Below are 22912 nucleotides of genomic sequence, written 5' to 3'. Positions count from 1 at the left end.
CCCTCGTGTCCCGCCCACTGCCGCGAATCCCGCGCATCATGGAGGCATGCCCGAAGGAGACACCGTCCTGCAGACCGCCAGGCGTCTGCACCAGGCGCTCGCCGGTCAGGTCCTCACCACGTCCGACCTCCGCGTCCCCCGGTTCGCCACCGCCGACCTCACCGGCCGGACCGTGCTCGGCGCCCTCTCGCGCGGCAAGCATCTGCTGACCCGTTTCGAGGGCGGCCTGACCCTCCACAGCCATCTGCGGATGGACGGCGCCTGGCGGATCTACGGCCCCGGCGAACGCTGGCGCGGCGGCCCCGCACACCAGATCCGCGCCGTCCTCGCCAACACCGCCCACACGGCCGTCGGCTACCGCCTCCCGGTCCTGGAACTCCTGCGCACCGCCGACGAGGAGAAGGCGGTGGGCCATCTCGGTCCCGACCTCCTGGGCCCCGACTGGGACGCCGCCACGGCGCTGCGCAATCTCCTGGCCGACCCCGCCCGGCCGCTCGGCGAGGCGCTCCTGGACCAGCGCAACCTGGCCGGCATCGGCAACATCTACAAGGCCGAGCTGTGCTTCCTGGCCCGTGCCACCCCCTGGCTCCCCATCGGCGATCTGCCCGCCGCCACGGCCACGCTCCTGGTGAGCACCGCCCACCAGCTCCTCGAAGCCAACCGCGACCGCCCGGTCCGGATCACCACCACCGGCGCACGCCCCCGCACCACCACGGGGCAGCCGTTCCGCACCGGCCGCACGGGCGAGAACCTCTGGGTCTACGGCAGAACCCACCGCCCCTGCCTGCGCTGCGGAACGCCCATCCGCAGGGCGGAGCAGGACGCCCGCCCCGCCTACTGGTGTCCACGCTGCCAATCCGGCCCCACCCCCTAGTTGACGGGTCGTCAGATCCGGTCGTACGGTCCGGTCATGCCCCTTGCCGCGTACGACCTCACCGGCCGATCCGCGTTCGTCACCGGCGCGGCGGGCGGTATCGGCCGCGCCTGCGCCGTCCTGCTCGCGGAGGCGGGCGCAGCCGTCCACTGTGCGGATCTCGACGCCAAGGGCCTGCGGGAGACCCTGGGGCTCATCAGCGCGGCGGGGGGCGAAGCCCACACACACCCGCTGGATGTCACCGACCGTAATCAGGTCCGGGCTGCCGTCGCGGCCGCCGGAGATCTCGACATCCTGGCCGCGGTCGCCGGGATCATGCACACGAGCAGCGTCCTGGAGACTGCCGACGAGGACCTCGACCGGGTGCTCTCGGTCAACTTCAAGGGCGTCCTGTACGCCTGCCAGGAAGTGGCCCGCACCATGCTCGCGCGCGGGGCCCCCGGGTCACTGATCACCATGGCCTCGGGTGCGGTCGACTCCGCGAACCCCGGACTGCTCTGCTACAGCACGGCCAAGGCGGCGGTGGTGCAGCTGACCAAGACCCTTGCCACCGAACTGGGGCCGCACGCCATTCGGGTCAACGCCGTCGCGCCGGGCTGGGTCCGCACTCCCATGACCGCCCGCCACGACGCTGAGCAGCAGCAGCGGGCGGAGGCCACCATGGTGCGGATCTCGCCGCTGGGCCGGGTCGGCGAGCCCATGGACGTGGCGCACACGGTGCTGCACCTGGCGTCCGACGCGTCGGCCTTCATGACGGGTCAGATCCTCCGCCCGAACGGCGGCGTCGCCATGCCCTGGTAGTCACCGCGCCGGCCCACCAGGACCGCACCCCTGCGGCGCACCGCCGCAGCAGGCCGGTTCCCGCGTCGAATATGCCGATCGGCCGGGCGGTCGCGGCCACGTGTACCGGCAGCAGGCTCAGCCCCCAGCCACCCGCCGCCACCACTCCCTCGACCACTCCGGCGTGCGCCGGCTCCAGCAGCAGCCGCAGCACGGCCCACCACCACACACCGCCGAGAACGAGTGCCGGCACCCATCGCCGTACCATGGCTGCCTCCTCCGGCCGAGCCCAGTACCTCCCGGCAATATGTCCGGTCTGATCACCCAATGGGAGAGCGCACCGGTGCAGTACCGGCGCGCACGGCGCAGTCGCACACCCTCGAAGTCTCACCCGGCTCCGCCGGGGCCGCATCCAGAGCGGAGCCCCCACCGCTTCCGGTGGGGGCTCCGCTTCCGGGACTCAGCTCTTGTCGTTGTCGGCCAGGGAGTCCTTGACGCCCTCGGCGCGCTCCTTGGCGCCGCCCATGGCGTCCTTGGTCTTGCCCTTCGCCTGGTCCGCCTTGCCCTCGGCCTCCTTGCGGCGGTCACCGGTCATCTTGCCCATGGCCTCCTTGGCCTTGCCGGTGATCTTGTCCTTCTGGCTTCCGTCAGTCATGGTGACTCCTCGAATGAAAGGGAAAACTCGGATGGGGCAGGGGCGGGATCAGGCGCTCTCGGCCTGGAACATCCACGCGTGCTTCTCGAGATCAGCGGTCAGCGCGATCAGGATGTCCTGGCTGACCGGATCCGGGTCGCCGGTCACCTCGATCCGCTCCCGCATCCGGCCGATCACCACACCGAGGGCGTCGACCAGCGTCCGTACCGCGTCCACGTCCTTGACCCAGCCCTCGGGCACGGAGTCGATGGCCGTGGTCCTGGCGATCGTCCCCGACCGCCCGTCCGGATTGACGCCGAGCGCGGAGGCCCGTTCGGCAACCGTGTCGGAGTGCTGGCGGGCGGTGTCGACGACCTCGTCGAGCTGAAGGTGCACGGACCTGAAGCGTGGCCCCACCACGTTCCAGTGAACCTGCTTCGCGACCAGCGAGAGGTCGACGAGATCCACCAGGGCACCCTGGAGCGCACCGCCGACAGACTTGAGGTCGGCCTCGGACAGCGGGCTCTTCACCACAGACATGCACGTCTCCGATCTGTATCCGTTCCGTTCAGCACCACCCACGATGGCACAAACGAAGCAAAACGGTCATCCGGGGAGTCTCCGATCGAGATCGTTCCCCGGTCTCACACAGACCGCCTGCCCGCCATTACGCGGACAACACACGCAGAAGCCCCGGACCTCCCCTGAGGGGAAGTCCGGGGCTCCGGATTCAGACCGAACCGAGCGGGTCAGGCGGCGACGACATCCACCGCTTCCGCAGGCGCCTTGATGGTCACCCGACCCGTCGGCACACCCGCCACCGAAGAAACGGAGACGGAATTGAGCCTGGGGCGCACCGGTACGGGTACCGGGTCGCCGGCTGCTGCCGACTCGGCCAGTTCAGCCAGCGACAGATCATCGCTCACTTCACGCATGAGCTCGGACATCCGTACGTCAAGCGCGTCGCAAATGGCGGAGAGCAGTTCGGAGGATGCCTCCTTCTGCCCCCGCTCCACCTCGGAGAGATAGCCGAGCGAAACTCGGGCGGACGAGGAGACTTCGCGCAGAGTACGGCCTTGGCGCTGGCGCTGCCGACGCAGCACGTCACCAAGCAGGCGACGGAGCAGAATCATCGGTGGCTCCCTCCTCGGACCGCGTAGCCGCATCCTTCACGCCCCACCGTACCGCCTAGCGCCGCGGCCGTGCGGGGAGCGATGTCGTGTTCACTCAGGGCTGCAAACATCAATTCCCCCCGATCTGTTCCGTATCCTGTGCGCTCGCGTACCCGCGGAGTTCGCCGGAGAGCAGATCGAGCACGCTCCGTACACTCTCATTACGGATGTCCGCTCGTCCGCCGTTCAACCGCAGTGTGGCCACTTTCGCCTCACCGTCAGGCCCGCAGGCTGCGACGAAGACCGTTCCCACCGGCCGGCCGTCCTGCGGCTCGGGGCCGGCTACTCCGGTCGTGGCCAGCCCCCAGTCGGATCCGAGGACCCGGCGCACGCCCGCGGCCATCTGGCGGGCCACCTCGGGGTCCACCGCGCCGCGCGACGCGAGAAGGGCCGGATCCACACCCAGGACTTCACTCTTGAGGGGGGTCGCATAGGCCGTCACGGACCCGCGGAAGGAGTGCGAGGCACCGGGTACTGCCGTCAACTCGGCCGCCACCAGGCCGCCGGTCAGCGACTCCGCCACGGCCAGGGTCTCCCCCCGCTCGACGAGCAGTCGCAGCACCTGCGCCGCGGCTGTCACCGCTCGGCCTCCGCCGCTCCACGGGCCCCGGGGGCTCCGGAGACCCTGTCCGCGCCCCCGGGCGCCTCCGCGGCCGCCTCGACGGCTTCCTGCGCCGCAGCCGACCGCTCCGCGGCGAGCCCCTGGCGGCGCAGCACGATCGCCTGGCGCACGTAGTCCAGACCGGTGACGACCGTCAGCACGACGGCCACCGCCATCACCCAGAACCGCAGCGTCGCCAGCGGTCCGGTGAGCGCCAGGACGTACATCCCGACGGCGATGCCCTGCGACAGCGTCTTCATCTTCCCGCCGCGGCTGGCCGGGATCACCCCGTGCCGGATCACCCAGAACCGCAGCACGGTGATGCCGAGCTCGCGGAAGAGGATCACGCCCGTGACCCACCAGGGCAGATCGCCCAGGTACGACAGGCAGATCAGCGCCGCGCCCATGATCGCCTTGTCGGCGATCGGGTCGGCGATCTTCCCGAAGTCGGTGACCAGGTTGTAGGTGCGCGCCAGATGCCCGTCGAACAGGTCGGTGATCATGGCGATGGCGAAGGCCGCCCAGGCGAAGGAGCGCCACGCCGGGTCGTATCCGCCGTTGTGGAGCAGCAGCATGACGAAGCCGGGGACCAGCACCAGCCTCGCCATGGTGAGCAGGTTGGCGATGTTCCACAGGCTGGCCTGGTTGACGGCCGCAGTGCCCAGCTTCCCGCCGCGGACCGGCGTAGCGCCGGAGCCCCCTGTCGCGGATGCCGGCGCTCCGGTCATCTGGCCACCTCCGCAAGCTCACGGCATTCGGCCACCAGGTCGACTCCCTCGGTGCCCACTGCCTTTGCCTCGACCATACGGCCCGGGACGAGTCCCTCGCGTGCGGTGAAGAGCACCTGGCCGTCCGTTTCGGGAGCCTGGTGGGCGGCGCGGCCCACGGCGCGCGACTCGTCCTCGGTCGCCTCGACCGATTCGACGAGCACCTGGAGCGTGTCTCCGACGCGCTCCTCGGCGCGCTGGGAGGTCAGCTCCTCGGCCAGCTGCGAGATGTGCGCCAGCCGTTCCGCGATGGTGTCGGCGTCCAGCTTGTCGGCGTATCCGACCGCCTCGGTGCCGTCCTCGTCGGAGTAGCCGAAGACGCCGATGGCGTCGAGACGCGCACCGGTGAGGAACCGCTCCAGCTCCGCCAGGTCCGCCTCGGTCTCGCCGGGGAAGCCGACGATGAAGTTGGAGCGGGCACCGGCCTGCGGCGCCTTGCTCCGGATGGTGTCCAGCAGCTCCAGGAAGCTGTCCGTGTCACCGAACCTGCGCATCGCGCGCAGCACGCCGGGGGCCGAGTGCTGGAAGGAGAGGTCGAAGTACGGCGCGACCTTCGGCGTCGAGGTCAGTACGTCGATGAGGCCGGGCCGCATCTCGGCGGGCTGCAGGTAGCTGACCCGGATGCGCTCGATCCCGTCGACGTCGGCGAGCTCCGGGAGCAGCGTCTCCAGCAGCCGGATGTCGCCGAGGTCCTTGCCGTAGGAGGTGTTGTTCTCGGAGACGAGCATGACCTCCTTGACGCCCTGCTCGGCCAGCCACCTGGTCTCACCCAGGACGTCCGAGGGGCGGCGCGAGATGAAGGAGCCGCGGAAGGACGGGATGGCGCAGAAGGAGCAGCGGCGGTCGCAGCCGGAGGCCAGCTTCACGGAGGCGACGGGGCTGGTGCCCAGCCGGCGGCGCAGGGGTGCCCTGGGGCCGGAGACGGGGGCGACGCCTTCCGGGAGGTCGGCGGGGGCCGGTACGGCTTCCTGGGCGTGGCCGGGCAGGGCCACGGTGGCGTCCTGGCGCTCGGCCGGGCTGATCGGCAGCAGCTTGCGGCGGTCGCGCGGGGTGTGCGAGGCGTGGATGCCGCCGTTGAGGATGGTCTGGAGGCGGTCCGAGATGTCTGCGTAGTCATCGAATCCGAGGACTCCGTCCGCTTCCGGCAGGGCCTCGGCGAGGTCCTTGCCGTAGCGCTCGGCCATGCAGCCGACGGCGACGACGGCCTGGGTGCGGCCGTGGTCCTTCAGATCATTGGCTTCGAGCAGGGCATCGACGGAGTCCTTCTTGGCGGCCTCGACGAATCCACAGGTGTTGACCACGGCGACATCGGCATCGGAGGCATCCTCGACGAGCTCCCAGCCGTCCGCTGCCAAGCGGCCTGCGAGCTCCTCCGAGTCCACCTCGTTACGGGCGCAGCCAAGAGTGACAAGGGCGACGGTACGGCGTTCGGGCATGGGCTCAAGACTACTTTGTCCCGGCACTGGCCCCCGCGTGCAGGTTCCACGGTTACAGGGAGTAACAAAGCGGCGAGCGCCCGGCGTGGTGGCCGGGCGCTCGCCGCAGGGCGTGCACCGTGGAGCAGCGAGGTCAGCCGACCTCGGGGTCACCCTTGGTGTACGAGAGCCGCTCCACCTGACCGGGCTGGAACTGGTCCTCGACCTTCTTGCCGTTGACGAAGAGCTCGACCGACCCGGCGTCACCGAGGACGAGGTCGACCCGCTCCTTGTCCTGGAACGTCTTCGACTGGCCCTGCTGGAGCAGCCCGTCGAAGAGCAGCCGGCCGTTGTGGTCCTTGGCGGAGATCCAGCTCTTGCCCTGACTGGCGCTGAGCCTGACCGTCACCTTGTCCTGCGGCGCCGCGGCGATGGCGCTGTCGGACGGGGCCGGCTTGGGGTCGGCGGGCTTGCTGCTCGCCGGTTTGGGGCTGGTCTTGGCCGACGTCGGGCCCTCGGCGACCTGGCCGGCCGTCGGGGAGTCGTCGCCGCCCTTGAAGAACGTGAAGCCGACGAACCCGACCACGGCGACGATCGCCGCGACCATGGCCGCGGTCCAGTTGGGCCGGCGGGGTTCGGAACGGATCCGCTCGGCCTCGAACAGCGGAGCCGCCGGCGTGGGCGAGGGACGGCCGCCGTGCTCGCCGTCGTACTGCGAGACCAGCGGTTCCGGATCGATGGCGACGGCACGTGCCAGCGTACGGATGTGGCCGCGCGCATACACGTCACCGCCGCAGCGGGAGAAGTCGTCGTCCTCGATCGCGTGCACGATGGGGATGCGCACCCGGGTGGACGTGCTGACCTCTTCGACCGTGAGACCTGCGGCGATACGAGCCTGCTGGAGCACTCGACCGATCGAAGGCCGGTCGTCTTCGGGGGAGTTGCCGATGGACACGGGGGCGCCTTTCGAGCGTGAGCCACCTGCTGGATGTTCAGTCTAGGGGGGGTGAGAAAGGGTGGGGCAACCGGGAGGGAGCACTTTGTACGCCATCAGATTCGAACAGAGCCTGATTCGCCGGACAGCCCCCCGGAAGGACATCCTGCTGTCCCTCCCTTCAACTTGACGTACGACCCGGCGAAACGGTTGCCCGCAAAACCCTCACGAACCAAAACCCTCACGAACCGGTTTCCCCGCGAACCAGCGCCAACACTCCGTCGAGCTCGTCCGGCTTCACCATGACGTCGCGCGCCTTGGATCCCTCGCTGGGGCCGACGATGTTCCGCGACTCCATGAGGTCCATCAGCCGGCCTGCCTTGGCGAACCCCACCCGCAGCTTGCGCTGGAGCATCGAGGTGGATCCGAACTGGGTCGAGACGACCAGCTCGACGGCCTGGCAGAGCAGATCCAGGTCGTCGCCGATGTCCTCGTCGATCTCCTTCTTCTGCTTGGTGCCGACCACCACGTCCTCGCGGAACACCGGGGCCATCTGGTCCTTGCAGTGCTGGACCACCGCGGAGACCTCGTCCTCGGTGACGAAGGCGCCCTGCATACGGGTCGGCTTGTTCGCACCCATCGGGAGGAACAGCCCGTCACCCTTTCCGATGAGCTTCTCGGCTCCGGGCTGGTCGAGGATGACCCGGCTGTCCGCGAGCGAGGAGGTCGCGAAGGCGAGCCGGGAGGGCACGTTCGCTTTGATCAGACCGGTGACGACATCCACCGAGGGGCGCTGGGTGGCGAGGACCAGATGGATACCTGCGGCGCGGGCCAGCTGGGTGATGCGGACGATCGAGTCCTCGACGTCACGCGGAGCCACCATCATCAGGTCGGCCAGCTCGTCGACGATCACGAGCAGGTAGGGGTACGGCGACAGCTCCCGTTCGCTGCCCTCCGGAGTCTTGAGCTTCCCGGTGCGCACGGCGTGGTTGAAGTCGTCGATGTGCCGGTACCCGAACGCGGCGAGGTCGTCGTAGCGCAGGTCCATCTCGCGCACGACCCACTGGAGCGCCTCGGCGGCCTTCTTGGGGTTGGTGATGATCGGCGTGATCAGGTGCGGAATGCCCTCGTACGCGGTCAGCTCGACGCGCTTGGGGTCGACCAGCACCATCCGGACGTCCTCCGGGGTCGCCCTTATCATCACGGAGGTGATCAGGCAGTTGATGCAGGAGGACTTCCCGGACCCGGTCGCACCGGCCACCAGGACGTGCGGCATCTTCGCCAGGTTGGCCATCTCGTAGCCGCCCTCGACGTTCTTGCCGAGTGCGACCAGCATGGGGTGGTCGTCCTCGGCGGCGTCCGCGAGGCGCAGCACATCACCGAGGTTGACCATCTCGCGGTCGCTGTTGGGGATCTCGATGCCGACCGCGGACTTCCCCGGGATCGGGGAGATGATCCGGACGTCCGGACTGGCGACGGCGTACGCGATGTTCTTGGCGAGCGCCGTGATCCGCTCGACCTTCACGGCCGGGCCGAGCTCCACCTCGTACCGCGTCACCGTGGGCCCGCGGGTGAAGCCGGTGACGGCCGCGTCGACCTTGAACTCGGTGAAGACGTTGGTCAGTGACGCGACGATCGCGTCGTTGGCGGCGCTGCGGGTCTTGCCTGGGCCGCCTCGCTCCAGCAGGTCGAGCGAGGGCAGTGAGTACGTGATGTCGCCGGAGAGCTGGAGCTGCTCGGCGCGGGCCGGCAGCGGCTGCGACTCCGACCGCTCGGGCACCGGCTTGGTGAGGTCGGGGACGCCACCGGAGGGCGAGGACGCCCTCTCCCCCGGCCTCCGGGCCGGCTCGGCCTCCCTGGCCCCCGGCACCGGCGTGCCCGTGCGCTCACGGTCCACGGAGACGCCCTGGGTGAGGTCCGCGACGACGGGCGAGGGCGGCATGCCGTTGAGCACGGCGCCGTCCAGCGCGGCGGCAGCGGCGGCGGCGACGTCCACCGCGTCCATGGTGCGGTTCATCGCGGGCTGCGCGGAGGGCCGGCGCGGCCGGCCGCGGCGCTTGGCGAGGGCTTCGGCCTCGACCTGGTCGGTGTCGTACACCTCGGACGGCTCGGACGCGGCGGAACGCCGGGGCGAGCGCCGGGAGCCGGCGGGCAGCGCCTCGCGCCACTGCTCGTCGTACCGGTCGTCGTCGCTCTCGTCCTGCGCGCCGGGGTCGTACACGGGGTCGACGACGCCCAGCCGGACACCGAGCTGCCGCAGCCGCTGCGGGATGGCGTTCACCGGGGTCGCCGTGACGACGAGCAGCCCGAAGACGGTGAGCAGCAGGAGCAGCGGGACGGCGAGCACCTCGCCCATGGTGAAGATCAGCGGTTTGGACGCGGCCCAGCCGATCAGCCCGCCCGCGTCCTGCATGGCCTCGGTGCCGTCCTCGCGCCCGGGTGATCCGCAGGCGATGTGGACCTGCCCCAGGATCCCGATGACCAGTGCGGACAGCCCGATGACGATCCGGCCGTTGGCCTCGGGCTTCTCGGGATAGAGGATCAGCCGTACGGCGATGGCGCCCAGCAGTATCGGTACGAGCAGGTCGAGCCGGCCGAAGGCCCCGGTGACGAGCATCTCGACGAGGTCGCCGACGGGACCGCGCAGGTTCGACCAGGTGCCCGCTGCGACGATCAGCGCGAGGCCGAGCAGCAGCAGTGCGACACCGTCCTTGCGGTGCGCGGGGTCGAGCCCCTTGGCGCCACGCCCTATGCCGCGGAACATCGCGCCGATGGCGTGTGCCGCACCGAGCCACACGGCGCGCACCAGGCGGTAGACACCGCCGGTGGGTGAGGGCGCCGGTTTGGGCGCGGCCGCCTTCTTGGCGACCGCCTTCTTGACCGGAGCCTTCTTCGCGGGCGGGCTCTTCCTGACGGCGGCCTTCTTCGCGGGCGCGGCTTTCTTCGCCGGTCCCGGGCCACCGCCGACGCGCTTCGCGGTGCCCGCCGTGCCCTGGGAACCCTTGCCGGACGTACGTGAGGCCATGGGCCGAGGTTACCGGGCTCCGCGGCGGTGAACACGTGCGCGTGCCCGTTCACCCGACCGTGTCGCCCTGCGGAGGCCGCGAACTGACGCGCCCTCATCCGCACCGCACCGCATCCGGACGGCCGACCGCCACGCCCCGACGGCCAGTTGCCGCCGTCGCGGCATGAAGACACCGAACGGGAAAGGGCGGTACGGGCAGGGGCCCGACGCGTTACGAGGGAAGCGGTGCCGGTCCGCCGTTGGTGCCGGGCTCCAGGGCGTCCAGCGCCCGGCGCAGCCCGGTCAGCTTCCGTTCGAGATGGGCGGCGGTGGCCACCGCTCCGGCGTCCGCCGACTCGTCGTCGAGCTGCTTGGACAGGGCCTCGGCCTGCTCCTCGACGGCCGCGAGCCGTGCGGAGAGTTCGGCCAGCAGGCCGGCGGGCTCCTTCTCGTGGTTGGCGCCGGCGGGCACGCCGCCTTCGAGCTGGAGCCGCAGCAGCGCCGCCTGCTCCCGGAGCTGGCAGTTCTTCATGTACAGCTCGACGAAGACCGAGACCTTCGCACGCAGCACCCACGGGTCGAACGGCTTCGAGATGTAGTCCACCGCGCCGGCCGCATAACCCCGGAAGGTGTGATGCGGACCGTGATTGATCGCGGTGAGGAAGATGATCGGGATGTCCCGGGTCCGTTCCCGCCGCTTGATGTGCGCGGCGGTCTCGAAACCGTCCATGCCCGGCATCTGCACATCCAGCAGAATGACCGCAAAGTCGTCCGTGAGCAGCGCTTTGAGCGCTTCCTCCCCTGACGATGCCCGCACCAGTGTCTGATCGAGCGCAGAGAGGATGGCCTCCAGCGCCAGCAGATTCTCCGGCCGGTCATCGACCAGGAGGATCTTGGCCTTCGGCACCATGGCCCGTCCTCCTCGCCCCGGAATTGCACCGGGCGCCGCCCCAGGGGACGACTCCCTTACGCCGTCCGTCCTTGTGCCGGTCATGGTAGCCGCACCCCGCCCGTCACCACACCCTGTCACCGCGATGTCACTGTGCACATACCAGAAACGCGGCGAGAGACCAAAAGGTTCCCCGGAAACCGCGCTCCCACACCACTTCGGACAGACTCGATCAACAAATCATCATTGATTCGCTCAATCGGCGATCACTCTCCGCGCATCCATCCCTCCATGACGGAAAGAAGATGATCAGAGTCGACCGGCTTGGTGACGTAGTCGGAGGCCCCGGACTCGATCGCCTTCTCCCGGTCGCCCTTCATCGCCTTGGCCGTCAGCGCGACGATCGGCAGCCCCGCGAACTGCGGCATCCTGCGGATGGCGGATGTCGTCGCGTAGCCGTCCATCTCCGGCATCATGATGTCCATCAGCACGACCGTCACATCGTCGTGCTGTTCGAGGACTTCGATCCCCTCGCGCCCGTTCTCCGCGTACAGAACCGCCAGCCCGTGCTGCTCCAGCACGCTGGTGAGCGCGAAGACGTTCCGGATGTCGTCGTCGACGATCAGCACCTTCTCGCCGCTGAACCGGAACGTCCTGCGGGCCTCGGGCTCCTCCTGGACCGCAGGTGTCCAGGGCTCCTGCGGAGCGCTCTGGGCAGCCTGGGAGGCCGCGGGGGCCGCCGGCAGCGCGGGCTGCTGCCCGGAGCCGCCCAGCGCCTTGCGGCGGCGCCTGAACAGCCCTGCCGCGCCGCTCTGATCGTGGCCGCCCCCCTGGCGGCCCATTTCCCGTCCGAAGTCCTGGAAGCTCTCTCCGAGCCCCTGACCGGCCTCGGGCAGCCGCCCGCCCTCGACCGGGGCACCGTGCATCTCGATGGGCCCGGGGCCGATCTGCGGGTATCCCTGCGGCGGGAGTTCGCTCGGGTTCAGCGGCAGGTACAGCGTGAACGTCGAGCCCCGGCCGGGCTCGCTCGCCGCGTGGATCTCGCCGCCCAGCAGGCGGGCGATCTCACGGCTGATGGAGAGGCCGAGGCCCGTACCGCCGTACTTGCGGCTGGTCGTGCCGTCCGCCTGCTTGAACGCCTCGAAGATCACCAGCATCTTGCTGGACGCGATCCCGATTCCGGTGTCGGTCACCGAGAAAGCGATCAGATCGGCGTCGGCGTCACGCAGCGAACCGGCCTCCAGCAGCTGTTCGCGGATGGCGTTCGGCACCTCCGCCCCCGCGTGCCGGATCACCAGCTCGACGGCACCGCTGTCGGTGAACTTCACCGCGTTGGACAGGAGGTTGCGCAGCACCTGCAGCAGCCGCTGTTCGTCGGTGTGCAGCGTCGCCGGCAGTTCCGGCGACACCCGGACGGAGAAATCGAGGCCCTTTTCCGCGGTGAGCGGCCGGAATGTCGCCTCCACGTAATCGACCAGCTGAACCAGCGCGATCCGGGTCGGGCTGACGTCCATCTTGCCCGCCTCGACCTTCGACAGATCGAGGATGTCGTTGATCAGCTGCAGCAGATCGGATCCCGCGCCGTGGATCGTCTCGGCGAATTCCACCTGCTTCGGTGACAGGTTGCCCTCGGCGTTGTCCGCCAGCAATTTGGCCAGAATGAGCAGCGAGTTGAGCGGCGTACGCAGCTCGTGCGACATGTTGGCCAGGAACTCCGACTTGTAGCGCATCGACACCGCGAGCTGCTCGGCGCGCTCCTCCAGGACCTGCCGGGCCTCCTCGATCTCGGTGTTCTTGACCTCGATGTCGCGGTTCTGCTGGGCGAGCAGCTCGGCCTTCTCCTCCAGTTCCGCGTTGGACGCCTGGAGGGCCTTCTGCCGGTTCTCCAACTCCTGGGAGCGGTCGCGCAATTGCTCGGTCAGTTCCTGCGACTGCTCCAGCAGCTTCTCGGTCGTCGTGTTGACACTGATGGTGTTGACGCTCGTGGCGATCATCTCGGCGAGCTGGTTGAGGAAGTCCCGCTGGATATGGGTGAACGGCTGGAACGAGGCCAGCTCGATCACGCCGAGCACCTTCCCCTCGAAGAGCACCGGCAGCACGATCACATGCGCGGGCGGCGCCTCACCGAGGCCGGAGGAGATCTTCAGGTAGCCCGGCGGGACGTTGTCCACCTGGATCGTCCGCTTCTCCTCGGCGGCCGTGCCGATGAGCGTCTCACCGGGCCGGAAGGACGTCGGCATGGAGCCCGCGGAGTAGCCGTAGCTGCCCCGCATCCGGAGCACGTACGCGCCCTCCTTGTCGCCCTCGGCACCCAGCGCGTCGGTGTCCCCGGTGGCCATGGCCAGGAAGAACGCACCGTGCTGCGCGGAGACGACCGGGGTCAGCTCGCTCATGATCAGAGAGGCCACATCGTCGAGATCGCGGCGCCCCTGCATGAGGCCGGAGATCCGGGCGAGGTTGCCCTTGAGCCAGTCCTGCTCCTTGTTGGTCGCCGTGGTGTCACGCAGGTTGGCGATCATCGTGTTGATGTTGCCCTGCAGCGCCTGGATCTCGCCGGCGGCGTCCACGTCGATCTTCAGGTTGAGGTCACCTCGGGTCACCGCGGTGGCGACGGCCGCGATGGCGCGCACCTGACGGGTCAGGTTGCCTGCCATCTCGTTCACCGACTCGGTGAGGTCGCGCCAGGTGCCGTCGACGCCCCGGACCCGTGCCTGGCCGCCCAGCTGCCCCTCGGTACCCACCTCGCGGGCCACCCGGGTGACCTGCTCCGCGAACGAGGACAGCTGGTCGACCATCGTGTTGATGGTGTTCTTCAGCTCCTGGATCTCACCGCGGGCATCGATGTCGATCTTCTTGGTGAGATCGCCCTTGGCGATGGCCGTGGTGACGGTGGCGATCTGGCGCACCTGACCGGTCAGGTTGGACGCCATCGAGTTCACGGACTCGGTGAGGTCCTTCCAGGTACCGGCGACTCCGGGGACGCGTGCCTGGCCGCCCAGTTCGCCCTCGGTACCCACCTCGCGGGCGACGCGCGTCACCTCGTCCGCGAACGAGGACAGGGTCGTCACCATCGTGTTGACGGTGTCCGCCAGTTCGGCCACCTCACCGCGCGCCTCGACGGTGACCTTCTTCGTCAGGTCGCCGTTGGCGACGGCGGAGGAGACCCGGGAGATGTTGCGCACCTGGCTGGTCAGGTTGTTGGCCATCAGGTTGACGTTCTCGCTGAGGTCCTTCCAGATGCCCGTGGCCCCGCGCACCCGGGCCTGGCCGCCGAGGATGCCCTCGGTACCCACCTCACGGGCGACCCGCGTCACCTCGTCACCGAAGTTCATCAGCTGGTCGACCATCGTGTTGACGGTCGTGACCAGTTCGAGGATCTCGCCCTTGGCGTCGACGGTGATCTTCTTGGAGAGATCACCCTTGGCGACCGCGGTCGTGACCTCGGCGATGTTGCGGACCTGGAGGGTCAGGTTGTTCGCCATGCCGTTGACGGACTGCGTGAGGTCCTTCCACGTACCGGACACGCCCTGCACCTCGGCCTGACCGCCGAGGATGCCCTCCGTGCCCACCTCGCGGGCCACCCTGGTCACCTGCTCCGCGAAGTTCGAGAGCTGGTCGACCATCGTGTTGAGGGTGTTCTTCAGTTCCAGGATCTCGCCGCGGGCGTCCACGTCGATCTTCTGCGACAGGTCACCGCGCGCCACGGCCGTGGCGACCTGCGCGATGTTACGGACCTGAGCGGTGAGGTTCCCCGCCATGCCGTTCACCGAGTCGGTCAGGTCCCGCCACACCCCGGCCACGCCGGGCACCTGCGCCTGACCGCCCAGCCGCCCGTCCGTGCCCACCTCGCGGGCCACCCGGGTCACCTGCTCGGCGAAGGCGGAGAGCTGGTCGACCATCGTGTTGATGGTGTTCTTCAGCTCCAGGATCTCGCCGCGGGCGTCCACGTCGATCTTCTGCGACAGGTCGCCCCGCGCGACCGCGGTGGTCACCTGGGCGATCTGGCGCACCTGGGAGGTCAGGTTCCCCGCCATGAAGTTGACGGAGTCGGTGAGCTCCTTCCACGTACCGGAGACGCCGTCGACACGCGCCTGGCCGCCGAGACGCCCCTCGGTGCCCACGTCCCGCGCCATCCGCGTCACCTGGTCCGCGAACGACGACAGCTGCGCCACCATCGTGTTCACGGTGTTCTTGAGTTCGAGCATCTCGCCCGCGACATCGACGGTGACCTTCTGCGACAGGTCACCGTTGGCGACCGCCGTCGTCACCTGCGCGATGTCCCGGACCTGGCCCGTCAGGTTCCGGAACGCCGTGTTCACGGAGTCCGTGAGGTCCTTCCAGGTACCGGCCGCACCGGGCACCTCCGCCTGGCCGCCCAGCCGGCCCTCGACGCCGACCTCCCGGGCCACCCGGGTCACTTCGGAACCGAATGACTGGAGCTGGTCGACCATCGTATTGACGGTGTTCTTGAGTTCGAGCATCTCGCCGGCCACGTCGACCGTGACCTTCTGCGTCATGTCACCGCTGGCCACCGCCGTGGTCACCTGCGCGATGTCGCGCACCTGGGTCGTCAGGTTGCGGAAGACGGTGTTCACCGAGTCGGTGAGGTCCTTCCACGTCCCGGCGGCACCCGGCACCTGCGCCTGGCCGCCGAGGACACCGCCGCCGCCGACCTCGCTCGCCACGCGCGTGACCTCGTCGGCGAAGGTGCGCAGCGTCTCGGTCATCTGGTTGATGGTCTCGGCGAGCTGGGCGACCTCGCCGCGCGCGCTCACCCGGACCTTCTGCGACAGGTCGCCGTTGGCGACCGCCGTCGTCACCTCCGCGATGCCGCGTACCTGGGAGGTGAGGTTGCCCGCCATCGTGTTGACGGAGTCGGTCAGGTCCTTCCACACACCGGCCACGCCCGGCACGGTCGCCTGCCCGCCCAGCTCACCCTCGGTGCCCACCTCGCGGGCGACGCGGGTCACCTCGGAGGAGAACGACGACAGCTGGTCGACCATGGTGTTCACGGTGTTCTTCAGCTGAAGCATCTCGCCGGCCACATGAACGGTGACCTTCCGGGACAGGTCGCCCTTGGCGACCGCCGTCGTCACCAGGGCGATGTCCCGCACCTGCGCGGTCAGCCGGTAGGCCATGGTGTTCACGGAGTCCGTGAGGTCCTTCCAGGACCCGGACATGCCGCGCACCTGGGCCTGCCCGCCCAGCTTGCCCTCGGTGCCCACCTCGACCGCGACCCGCGTCACCTGCTCGGTGAACGCCGCCAGCTGGTCGACGAGATTGTTGACCGTACGGGCGACTTTCAGGAACTCGCCGCGCAGCGGCCGTACGGTCTCGTCGGTGGTGTGCGAGCGGAGCTCCATCCGCTGCTCCAGGTCACCGTCGGCCACCGCCGACAGCACCCGTCCGACCTCCGACACCGGTCGCGCGAGATCGTCGACCAGCTCGTTGGAGGCGTCGATCGCGGCGGCCCAGGCCCCTTCGCAGGCGCCGGTCTCCAGCCGCTCGGTGAGCTTGCCCTCACGCCCGACCACCCGCCGTACCCGGGCGAGCTCACCCGTGAGATGGACGTTGCGGTCGGCGACCTCGTTGAAGACGGCGGCGACCTCCGCCATCACACCGTCGCCGGAGACGGTCAGGCGCCTGCGGAAATTCCCGTCACGCATGGCCACCAGACCGGCCAGCAGTCTGTTGAGCGCTGCCGCGTCGACTTCGATGGTTCCATTGCGCTGCTTCTTCACGGACTGTCCGCCTTTAGTGCGCGTGCCTGTTCCCCGCGCCGCCACGCCAGACTCCACCGTGTCCCTCCCGCAGGGTTGACCGTATCGCTCGGTGCTTCTCTGGGAGCTTGCCCAGATCCTCAATGGCTCACCGCCACAGCCCACCGTTGACGGGTGACTATGCGGACGTCAAATCGTTGAAACCTACCAGGCCGGAGCCGGTCGGGGTGGAACGTCCAATGGTTGTCCCACATCACTCTGTTGGGAAGCCCACACTTGTCCGGTCACGGGCCCGTATCCGTCCGTGCCTGCCAGAAGTCCGCCCTCGTGTACCCGGTACGCGAACGGAGCGTCTAGCCTGGCAAGCGAATCGAAGCAACTAAAAACGGGCACAGGACTCGGGGAAGCGACGAGACACCATATGGGGAGTGCTGTGATCACGGCGCGCGCGGCTGCCACCTTCGACCCGGTCGGGCGCTCTGTCGCGACCGCCCGCGCCTTTGTCCGCGACACCCTCCAGGGGTGGGGATACACGGACGTCGTCGACGATGCCGTCGTCCTCACCAGCGAGCTGGTCACCAATGCGGTGGTCCACGCGGGCACCGCCGCAGACGTGTTGTGCCTTCGTACGGAGGACGGCGTCCGGGTCGAGATCTCGGACCACTATCCGGAACGGGAGATCCCGCTCCAGTCGGCCGGCCCCGATTTCGGCAGCCCGGACCGGGAAGGCGGCCGCGGACTGCTGCTGTGCGCCGCGCTCGCCTCGCGCTGGGGCGTCGAGTACTCCCCCGCGCACAAGCACGTCTGGTTCCAGCTCGACCTGCCCGAGCGCCCGGTGGGCATCCGTTCCGCGGGCCCGCTGCTCCCCGTCGGACTGCTCCCGGTCACCGACGAACGTGTCCGGGTCGCCGTCGTCCAGATCGACAGCCTCGGCGCCATCGCCGCGTGGAACGACGACGCCGCGTACCTGTTCGGTTACGCGGCGGACCAGGTCGTCGGCAAGCAGCTCACCGACCTCACCGCCTGGCCTCAGACCCCCGGAACCAACACCGGTATCGCCGACGCGCTCCGTCTGTCCCGCTGGGAGGGCAGTTACGGCATCCGGGGCGCCGACGGCCGCACGATCCCGGTCTACGGCTCCCACCTGCGCGTACGGGACACCCAGGGCGAGCCGTCGACGGTCTGCCTGCTGGTCCGCGACTACGAGCGGGCGGTGCTCCAGTCACCGGTGCGCACGCCCGTCACCGACTCCGGCACGGAGAACCGCAAGACGGACCCCTTCGAGGTCTTCATCGGCTCCCCCGCCCCCGACGACCTGGACGGCCTGCTCCAGCGCACCGTGGAGCGGGCCCGGGACATGCTCGACGCCGACGCGGCGTTCCTGCTGCTGGCCACGGACGACGAGACCGAGCTGGAGGTACGGGCCACGACCGGCCTGCCCTCCGCCCGCCAGCGCTTCGCCCGCGTCCCCGTGGAGGCGGGCACCGGGCGGTACGGCTCGGCCCGCATGCCCGCCGTCCACGAGGACCTCGACGCCGTCCCGGGCGCCGTCCCGCTCCTCGGCAACACCGGTATGCGTTCCGTCGTCACCGTCCCGCTGAAGGTCGAGGGCCGTCTGACGGGCTCCCTGGGCGTCGCGGCGGAGGCCGCAGGCCGGTACTCGAACGAGGAGGCCCTGCGCCTCCAGTTCGCGGCAGACCGGATCGCGCTGGCCGTCGAATCGGCCCGCCTGGGCGAACTGGAACGGCTGCGGCGCGGTTCCCTCTCCTTCCTCGTCGAGGCTTCGGACCTTCTGGCGGGCACGCTCGACCGCGACCAGACCCTGGCCCTGATGGCACAGATGACGGTCCCCACCCTGGCCACCTGGTGCGCCGTCTACACGATCGCCGATCAGTCCTCGGACCCGTACCTCTCGTACGTGCTGCACGAGGACGAGGAGCTCATCGACGGGCTCAAGGCCCTGCTCTCCAAGATCGCCCCGCCCGATCCGGTGCCGGCTCCCGGCGCCCGTTCCTGGTCGGCCCCGTCCGAGGCGGCCCATCAGGCGGCCCTGCGCACCTCCATGCGCAGCATCGGCCTCGGTGACGCGGGCAGCCTGGGCGCGGGCATCCGTACGACGCTCGCGACCGCGGCCGCGGTGGGCGGGGAGACGGTGGTCCTTCCGCTGGTCGCCCGCAACCGCGTCATCGGCATGCTCACGCTGGGCAAACCGTCCGACGACCACTTCCGCCAGGAGATCCTGGAACTGGCCGAGGACCTGTCCCGCCGGGCGGCCCTGGCGCTCGACAACGCCCGCCTCTACTCGGAGCGCATGGCGATCAGCCAGTCCCTGCAGCGCAGCCTGCTGCCACCGGGCCTGCCGGACGTGCCCAATGTCGAGATCGAGGTCATCTACCGGGCGGCCGGCGAGGGCAACGAGGTCGGCGGCGACTTCTACGACGTCTTCCCGATCCGGGACGGCGCCTACGGGTTCGCCATCGGCGACGTCTGCGGCACGGGTCCCGAGGCCGCGGCGGTGACGGGCCTGGCCCGCCACGCCCTGCGCCTGCTCGCCCGTGAGGGCTTCGGCGGCCCCGCCGTCCTGGAGCGGCTGAACGCCGCCATCCTCGACGAGGGAGCCCGCAGCCGCTTCCTGACCCTGCTGTACGGGGAGCTGTGGCCCCAGGAGGACGGCAGCGCGCTGCTGAAGGTGGTCTGCGCGGGCCACCCACTGCCGTTGCGGCTGCGCCAGGACGGGTCGGTCGAGGCGGCGGCCGAGCCGCAGCCGCTGCTGGGCGTCATCGAGGACCTGGAGCTGTACGAGCAGACGGTGACTCTCGATCCGGGCGACGTCCTGCTGTGCGTGACGGACGGTGTCACCGAACGGCGTGAGGGCACGCGGATGCTCGGCGACGACGGTCTGGCGGACGTACTGGCCACTTGTACGGGCCTGACGGCCGGTGCGGTGGCGGCTCGCATCCTGCGGGCGGTCGAGCGGTTCGCCGCGGACCCGGCCTCGGACGACATGGCCATCCTCGCGATGCGCGTCCCGGAGCCTCAGGCGGGTCAGGCCCTGCCGGGCGGTTCTGCGGACCGGTAGGACCGGTACGGCACGCCGGGGCCGCGCGTGCCGGTAACGGCCTGGTCAGCCGGTGTGCGCCACCAGGGCGTCGATGAGGAGGGGCCAGAGCTCGCGGGGGCGGTCGTGGCCCATGTCGGGGATCATCAGCAGTTCGGCGCCGGGTACCAGCTCGGCGGTGCGCCTCCCGCCGCTGGGGTCGATCAGGGTGTCGTCCAGTCCGTGGATCACCAGCGTCGGCGTACGCAGTTCGCGGAGCGCGTCCGCGCGTGAACCGCTGAGGACCATCGCGCCGAGCTGTCGCCCGATCCCGGCGGGGTAGTAGGAGCGGTCGTAGCTGGCGGCCGCCAGCTCCCGCAGCGCCACGGCATCGCCGTACCGCTTGGAGGCCCACACGAGCTCCTTCGCCGCCGCCGCGACATATCGCTCACGGTCTGCGGGCTTCGGGCTGAACAGCACCGCCTGGGCCTCCGGGCCGGCACTCCCGTATTCGCTCTCGCCGGTCGAGGACATCATCGACGTCAGGGAGAGCACCCGCTCCGGGCAGGCGAGGGCCATTGTCTGCGCGATCATCCCGCCCATCGAGGCCCCGACCACGTGGGCGCGTTCGATGCCGAGCGCAGTGAGCAGACCGAGACCGTCGTCGGCCATGTCGCGCAGCCGGTAGGGAACCATCGCCAGGGCGGCGGGAATGTCGCCCGAGGTGACGGCTGCGATGAACGCGCCCATGTCCACGGGGTGATCGTCGAACTTGGTGGACAGCCCGCAGTCGCGGTTGTCGTACCGGATCACGTAGCGGCCCCGGTCTGCGAGCGCCCGGCAGAAGTCCTCGTGCCAGGCGAGCATCTGCGCCCCGAAACCCATCACAAGCAGAACCGGAGGGTCTTCGGGGTCTCCGAAGCTCTCGTACGCGATGGAGACCTCGGAAGACACGTCAATGAGCGACATGCGTGGAGCCTGTCATGCCCGGCTGCGGCGCGCACTCAGAATTCCGCGCCTTGCCTGGCCTGGCCGGCCCGTAAAGCTCCTCATACGCGAAAGGCCCCCACCGTGTGGTGGGGGCCTTTCGTCTGTACGAGCCCCAATGCGGAATCGAACCGCAGACCTTCTCCTTACCATGGAGACGCTCTACCGACTGAGCTATTGGGGCCTTGCTGCCCTGCGGCAACGAGCTAAAGCATACCCTGAATCGGAGGGTGCGCAAAACCGTCTGACACGCCATCACCCGGCCCTCGCCGCAGGCCTGTCCGGGCCCGGACAGGCCGTGGCCGGCGGGTGCACGGGGGTGCACGAAAGCTGTCGGGAACGCAGAAAAGCCCCGTGCCACAAGGGCACGGGGCTTAACCATTTTAAAAGGAGTTCGGCGGCGTCCTACTCTCCCACAGGGTCCCCCCTGCAGTACCATCGGCGCTGAAAGGCTTAGCTTCCGGGTTCGGAATGTAACCGGGCGTTTCCCTAACGCAATGACCACCGAAACACTATGAAATTAACCAACACCGGAACAAAACACGGCCGTTCGTTATTTCAGAACTAACACAGTGGACGCGAGCAACTGAGGACAAGCCCTCGGCCTATTAGTACCAGTCAGCTCCACCCGTTACCGGGCTTCCACATCTGGCCTATCAACCCAGTCGTCTACTGGGAGCCTTAACCCTTCAAGAGGGTGGGAATACTCATCTCGAAGCAGGCTTCCCGCTTAGATGCTTTCAGCGGTTATCCTTTCCGAACGTAGCCAACCAGCCATGCCCTTGGCAGGACAACTGGCACACCAGAGGTTCGTCCGTCCCGGTCCTCTCGTACTAGGGACAGCCCTTCTCAATATTCCTACGCGCACAGCGGATAGGGACCGAACTGTCTCACGACGTTCTAAACCCAGCTCGCGTACCGCTTTAATGGGCGAACAGCCCAACCCTTGGGACCGACTCCAGCCCCAGGATGCGACGAGCCGACATCGAGGTGCCAAACCATCCCGTCGATATGGACTCTTGGGGAAGATCAGCCTGTTATCCCCGGGGTACCTTTTATCCGTTGAGCGACAGCGCTTCCACAAGCCACTGCCGGATCACTAGTCCCGACTTTCGTCCCTGCTCGACCCGTCGGTCTCACAGTCAAGCTCCCTTGTGCACTTACACTCAACACCTGATTGCCAACCAGGCTGAGGGAACCTTTGGGCGCCTCCGTTACTCTTTAGGAGGCAACCGCCCCAGTTAAACTACCCATCAGACACTGTCCCTGATCCGGATCACGGACCCAGGTTAGACATCCAGCACGACCAGAGTGGTATTTCAACGACGACTCCACAACCACTGGCGTGGCCGCTTCAAAGTCTCCCACCTATCCTACACAAGCCGAACCGAACACCAATATCAAACTATAGTAAAGGTCCCGGGGTCTTTCCGTCCTGCTGCGCGAAACGAGCATCTTTACTCGTAGTGCAATTTCACCGGGCCTATGGTTGAGACAGTCGAGAAGTCGTTACGCCATTCGTGCAGGTCGGAACTTACCCGACAAGGAATTTCGCTACCTTAGGATGGTTATAGTTACCACCGCCGTTTACTGGCGCTTAAGTTCTCAGCTTCGCCGACCCGAAAGTCAGCTAACCGGTCCCCTTAACGTTCCAGCACCGGGCAGGCGTCAGTCCGTATACATCGCCTTACGGCTTCGCACGGACCTGTGTTTTTAGTAAACAGTCGCTTCTCGCTGGTCTCTGCGGCCACCCCCAGCTCACGGAGTAAATCCGATCACCAGTGATGGCCCCCCTTCTCCCGAAGTTACGGGGGCATTTTGCCGAGTTCCTTAACCATAGTTCACCCGAACGCCTCGGTATTCTCTACCTGACCACCTGAGTCGGTTTAGGGTACGGGCCGCCATGAAACTCGCTAGAGGCTTTTCTCGACAGCATAGGATCATCCACTTCACCACAATCGGCTCGGCATCAGGTCTCAGCCTTAATGTGTGACGGATTTACCTACCACACGGCCTACACCCTTACCCCGGGAACTACCACCGCCCGGGTTGGACTACCTTCCTGCGTCACCCCATCGCTTACCTAATACAAGTCTGG

General features: G+C 68.6%; 14 protein-coding genes, 1 tRNA gene, 2 rRNA genes and 1 pseudogene (1 of these 18 cut by a window edge). 3 read left to right on the top strand and 15 right to left on the bottom strand.

Annotated elements, in window-relative coordinates; genetic code table 11:
- Positions 1-46: 46 nt before the first annotated feature.
- Together EDD93_RS22720 and EDD93_RS22715 are read left to right on the top strand one after the other, a co-directional pair.
- Positions 47-874 (top strand): DNA-formamidopyrimidine glycosylase family protein, encoded by an 828-nt coding sequence (locus EDD93_RS22720; protein ID WP_123526902.1) that lies wholly within the window; start codon positions 47-49, stop codon positions 872-874.
- Positions 875-910: 36 nt separating this feature from the next.
- Positions 911-1675 (top strand): SDR family NAD(P)-dependent oxidoreductase, encoded by a 765-nt coding sequence (locus EDD93_RS22715; protein ID WP_123526901.1) that lies wholly within the window; start codon positions 911-913, stop codon positions 1673-1675.
- Here the strand turns inward: EDD93_RS22715 and EDD93_RS22710 are convergent.
- From EDD93_RS22710 to EDD93_RS22660, 11 genes and pseudogenes are all read right to left on the bottom strand, one after another.
- On the bottom strand, positions 1623-1922 hold the full coding sequence (locus tag EDD93_RS22710; protein WP_123526900.1) for a hypothetical protein: 300 nt from the start codon (positions 1920-1922) through the stop codon (positions 1623-1625). The genes EDD93_RS22715 and EDD93_RS22710 overlap by 53 nt on opposite strands.
- A gap of 192 nt (positions 1923-2114) precedes the next feature.
- Positions 2115-2309, bottom strand: a complete 195-nt coding sequence (locus tag EDD93_RS22705) for a CsbD family protein (RefSeq protein WP_123526899.1) — start codon at positions 2307-2309, stop codon at positions 2115-2117.
- A gap of 48 nt (positions 2310-2357) precedes the next feature.
- Positions 2358-2828 carry a Dps family protein gene (locus EDD93_RS22700; RefSeq protein ID WP_123526898.1) on the bottom strand — a complete coding sequence of 157 codons (471 nt, stop codon included), beginning with the start codon at positions 2826-2828 and terminating at the stop codon, positions 2358-2360.
- A 209-nt stretch (positions 2829-3037) separates the two neighbouring features.
- Entirely contained in the window at positions 3038-3421 is a 384-nt protein-coding gene (locus EDD93_RS22695) for a helix-turn-helix domain-containing protein (protein WP_024492760.1), read from the bottom strand.
- A gap of 109 nt (positions 3422-3530) precedes the next feature.
- Positions 3531-4040 (bottom strand): CinA family protein, encoded by a 510-nt coding sequence (locus EDD93_RS22690; RefSeq protein WP_123526897.1) that lies wholly within the window; start codon positions 4038-4040, stop codon positions 3531-3533.
- The gene (gene pgsA / locus EDD93_RS22685) at positions 4037-4789 is read right to left on the bottom strand and encodes a CDP-diacylglycerol--glycerol-3-phosphate 3-phosphatidyltransferase (RefSeq protein WP_123526896.1); all 753 of its coding nucleotides are present in this window, start codon (positions 4787-4789) and stop codon (positions 4037-4039) included. The genes EDD93_RS22690 and pgsA overlap by 4 nt, the downstream gene beginning before the upstream one ends.
- Positions 4786-6264 (bottom strand): 30S ribosomal protein S12 methylthiotransferase RimO, encoded by a 1479-nt coding sequence (rimO, locus tag EDD93_RS22680; RefSeq protein WP_123526895.1) that lies wholly within the window; start codon positions 6262-6264, stop codon positions 4786-4788. The genes pgsA and rimO overlap by 4 nt, the downstream gene beginning before the upstream one ends.
- 133 nt (positions 6265-6397) lie before the next feature.
- Positions 6398-7198: a helix-turn-helix domain-containing protein gene (locus EDD93_RS22675; protein WP_123526894.1), complete on the bottom strand. Its 801-nt coding sequence runs from the start codon at positions 7196-7198 to the stop codon at positions 6398-6400.
- Positions 7199-7418: 220 nt separating this feature from the next.
- A pseudogene (locus EDD93_RS22670) lies at positions 7419-10255 on the bottom strand (DNA translocase FtsK).
- 158 nt (positions 10256-10413) lie between these two features.
- A complete protein-coding gene (locus EDD93_RS22665; RefSeq protein WP_123526892.1) occupies positions 10414-11091 on the bottom strand; it encodes a two-component system response regulator in 678 nt (225 codons plus the stop codon).
- A gap of 245 nt (positions 11092-11336) precedes the next feature.
- Positions 11337-16811, bottom strand: coding sequence for a HAMP domain-containing protein (locus tag EDD93_RS22660; RefSeq protein ID WP_123526891.1), 5475 nt, complete (start codon positions 16809-16811; stop codon positions 11337-11339).
- A gap of 412 nt (positions 16812-17223) precedes the next feature.
- On the opposite strand from EDD93_RS22660, the gene EDD93_RS22655 reads away from it, so the two are divergent.
- Positions 17224-19869, top strand: a complete 2646-nt coding sequence (locus EDD93_RS22655; protein WP_123526890.1) for a SpoIIE family protein phosphatase — start codon at positions 17224-17226, stop codon at positions 19867-19869.
- A gap of 45 nt (positions 19870-19914) precedes the next feature.
- Here the strand turns inward: EDD93_RS22655 and EDD93_RS22650 are convergent, their stop codons facing one another.
- The 4 genes from EDD93_RS22650 to EDD93_RS22635 form a co-directional block, all read right to left on the bottom strand.
- Complete coding sequence (locus EDD93_RS22650) at positions 19915-20796, bottom strand: alpha/beta fold hydrolase (protein ID WP_123526889.1); 882 nt, start codon at positions 20794-20796, stop codon at positions 19915-19917.
- 129 nt (positions 20797-20925) lie between these two features.
- A tRNA-Thr gene (locus EDD93_RS22645) sits at positions 20926-20998 on the bottom strand.
- Between the two features lie 208 nt (positions 20999-21206).
- Positions 21207-21323: ribosomal RNA gene (rrf, locus tag EDD93_RS22640) — 5S ribosomal RNA — on the bottom strand.
- A gap of 79 nt (positions 21324-21402) precedes the next feature.
- Positions 21403-22912, bottom strand: a 23S ribosomal RNA gene (locus EDD93_RS22635); it runs 1616 nt beyond the window's last position.

Origin of the sequence: Streptomyces sp. 840.1 (assembly GCF_003751445.1) — a bacterium.
Taxonomy (GTDB): Bacteria; Actinomycetota; Actinomycetes; order Streptomycetales; family Streptomycetaceae; genus Streptomyces.
Note: the sequence above shows the minus strand (reverse complement) of the source record. Positions and strands in the feature narration are given on the sequence as shown.

Bases quoted from the DNA above. Each gene is read 5' to 3' on its own strand.
- EDD93_RS22710 (WP_123526900.1), bottom strand. From the start codon at position 1,922: ATGGTACGGCGATGGGTGCCGGCACTCGTTCTCGGCGGTGTGTGGTGG.
- EDD93_RS22665 (WP_123526892.1), bottom strand. From the start codon at position 11,091: ATGGTGCCGAAGGCCAAGATCCTCCTGGTCGATGACCGGCCGGAGAAT.
- pgsA (WP_123526896.1), bottom strand. From the start codon at position 4,789: ATGACCGGAGCGCCGGCATCCGCGACAGGGGGCTCCGGCGCTACGCCG.
- EDD93_RS22720 (WP_123526902.1), top strand. From the start codon at position 47: ATGCCCGAAGGAGACACCGTCCTGCAGACCGCCAGGCGTCTGCACCAG.
- EDD93_RS22695 (WP_024492760.1), bottom strand. From the start codon at position 3,421: ATGATTCTGCTCCGTCGCCTGCTTGGTGACGTGCTGCGTCGGCAGCGC.
- rimO (WP_123526895.1), bottom strand. From the start codon at position 6,264: ATGCCCGAACGCCGTACCGTCGCCCTTGTCACTCTTGGCTGCGCCCGT.
- EDD93_RS22705 (WP_123526899.1), bottom strand. From the start codon at position 2,309: ATGACTGACGGAAGCCAGAAGGACAAGATCACCGGCAAGGCCAAGGAG.
- EDD93_RS22715 (WP_123526901.1), top strand. From the start codon at position 911: ATGCCCCTTGCCGCGTACGACCTCACCGGCCGATCCGCGTTCGTCACC.
- EDD93_RS22650 (WP_123526889.1), bottom strand. From the start codon at position 20,796: ATGTCGCTCATTGACGTGTCTTCCGAGGTCTCCATCGCGTACGAGAGC.
- EDD93_RS22700 (WP_123526898.1), bottom strand. From the start codon at position 2,828: ATGTCTGTGGTGAAGAGCCCGCTGTCCGAGGCCGACCTCAAGTCTGTC.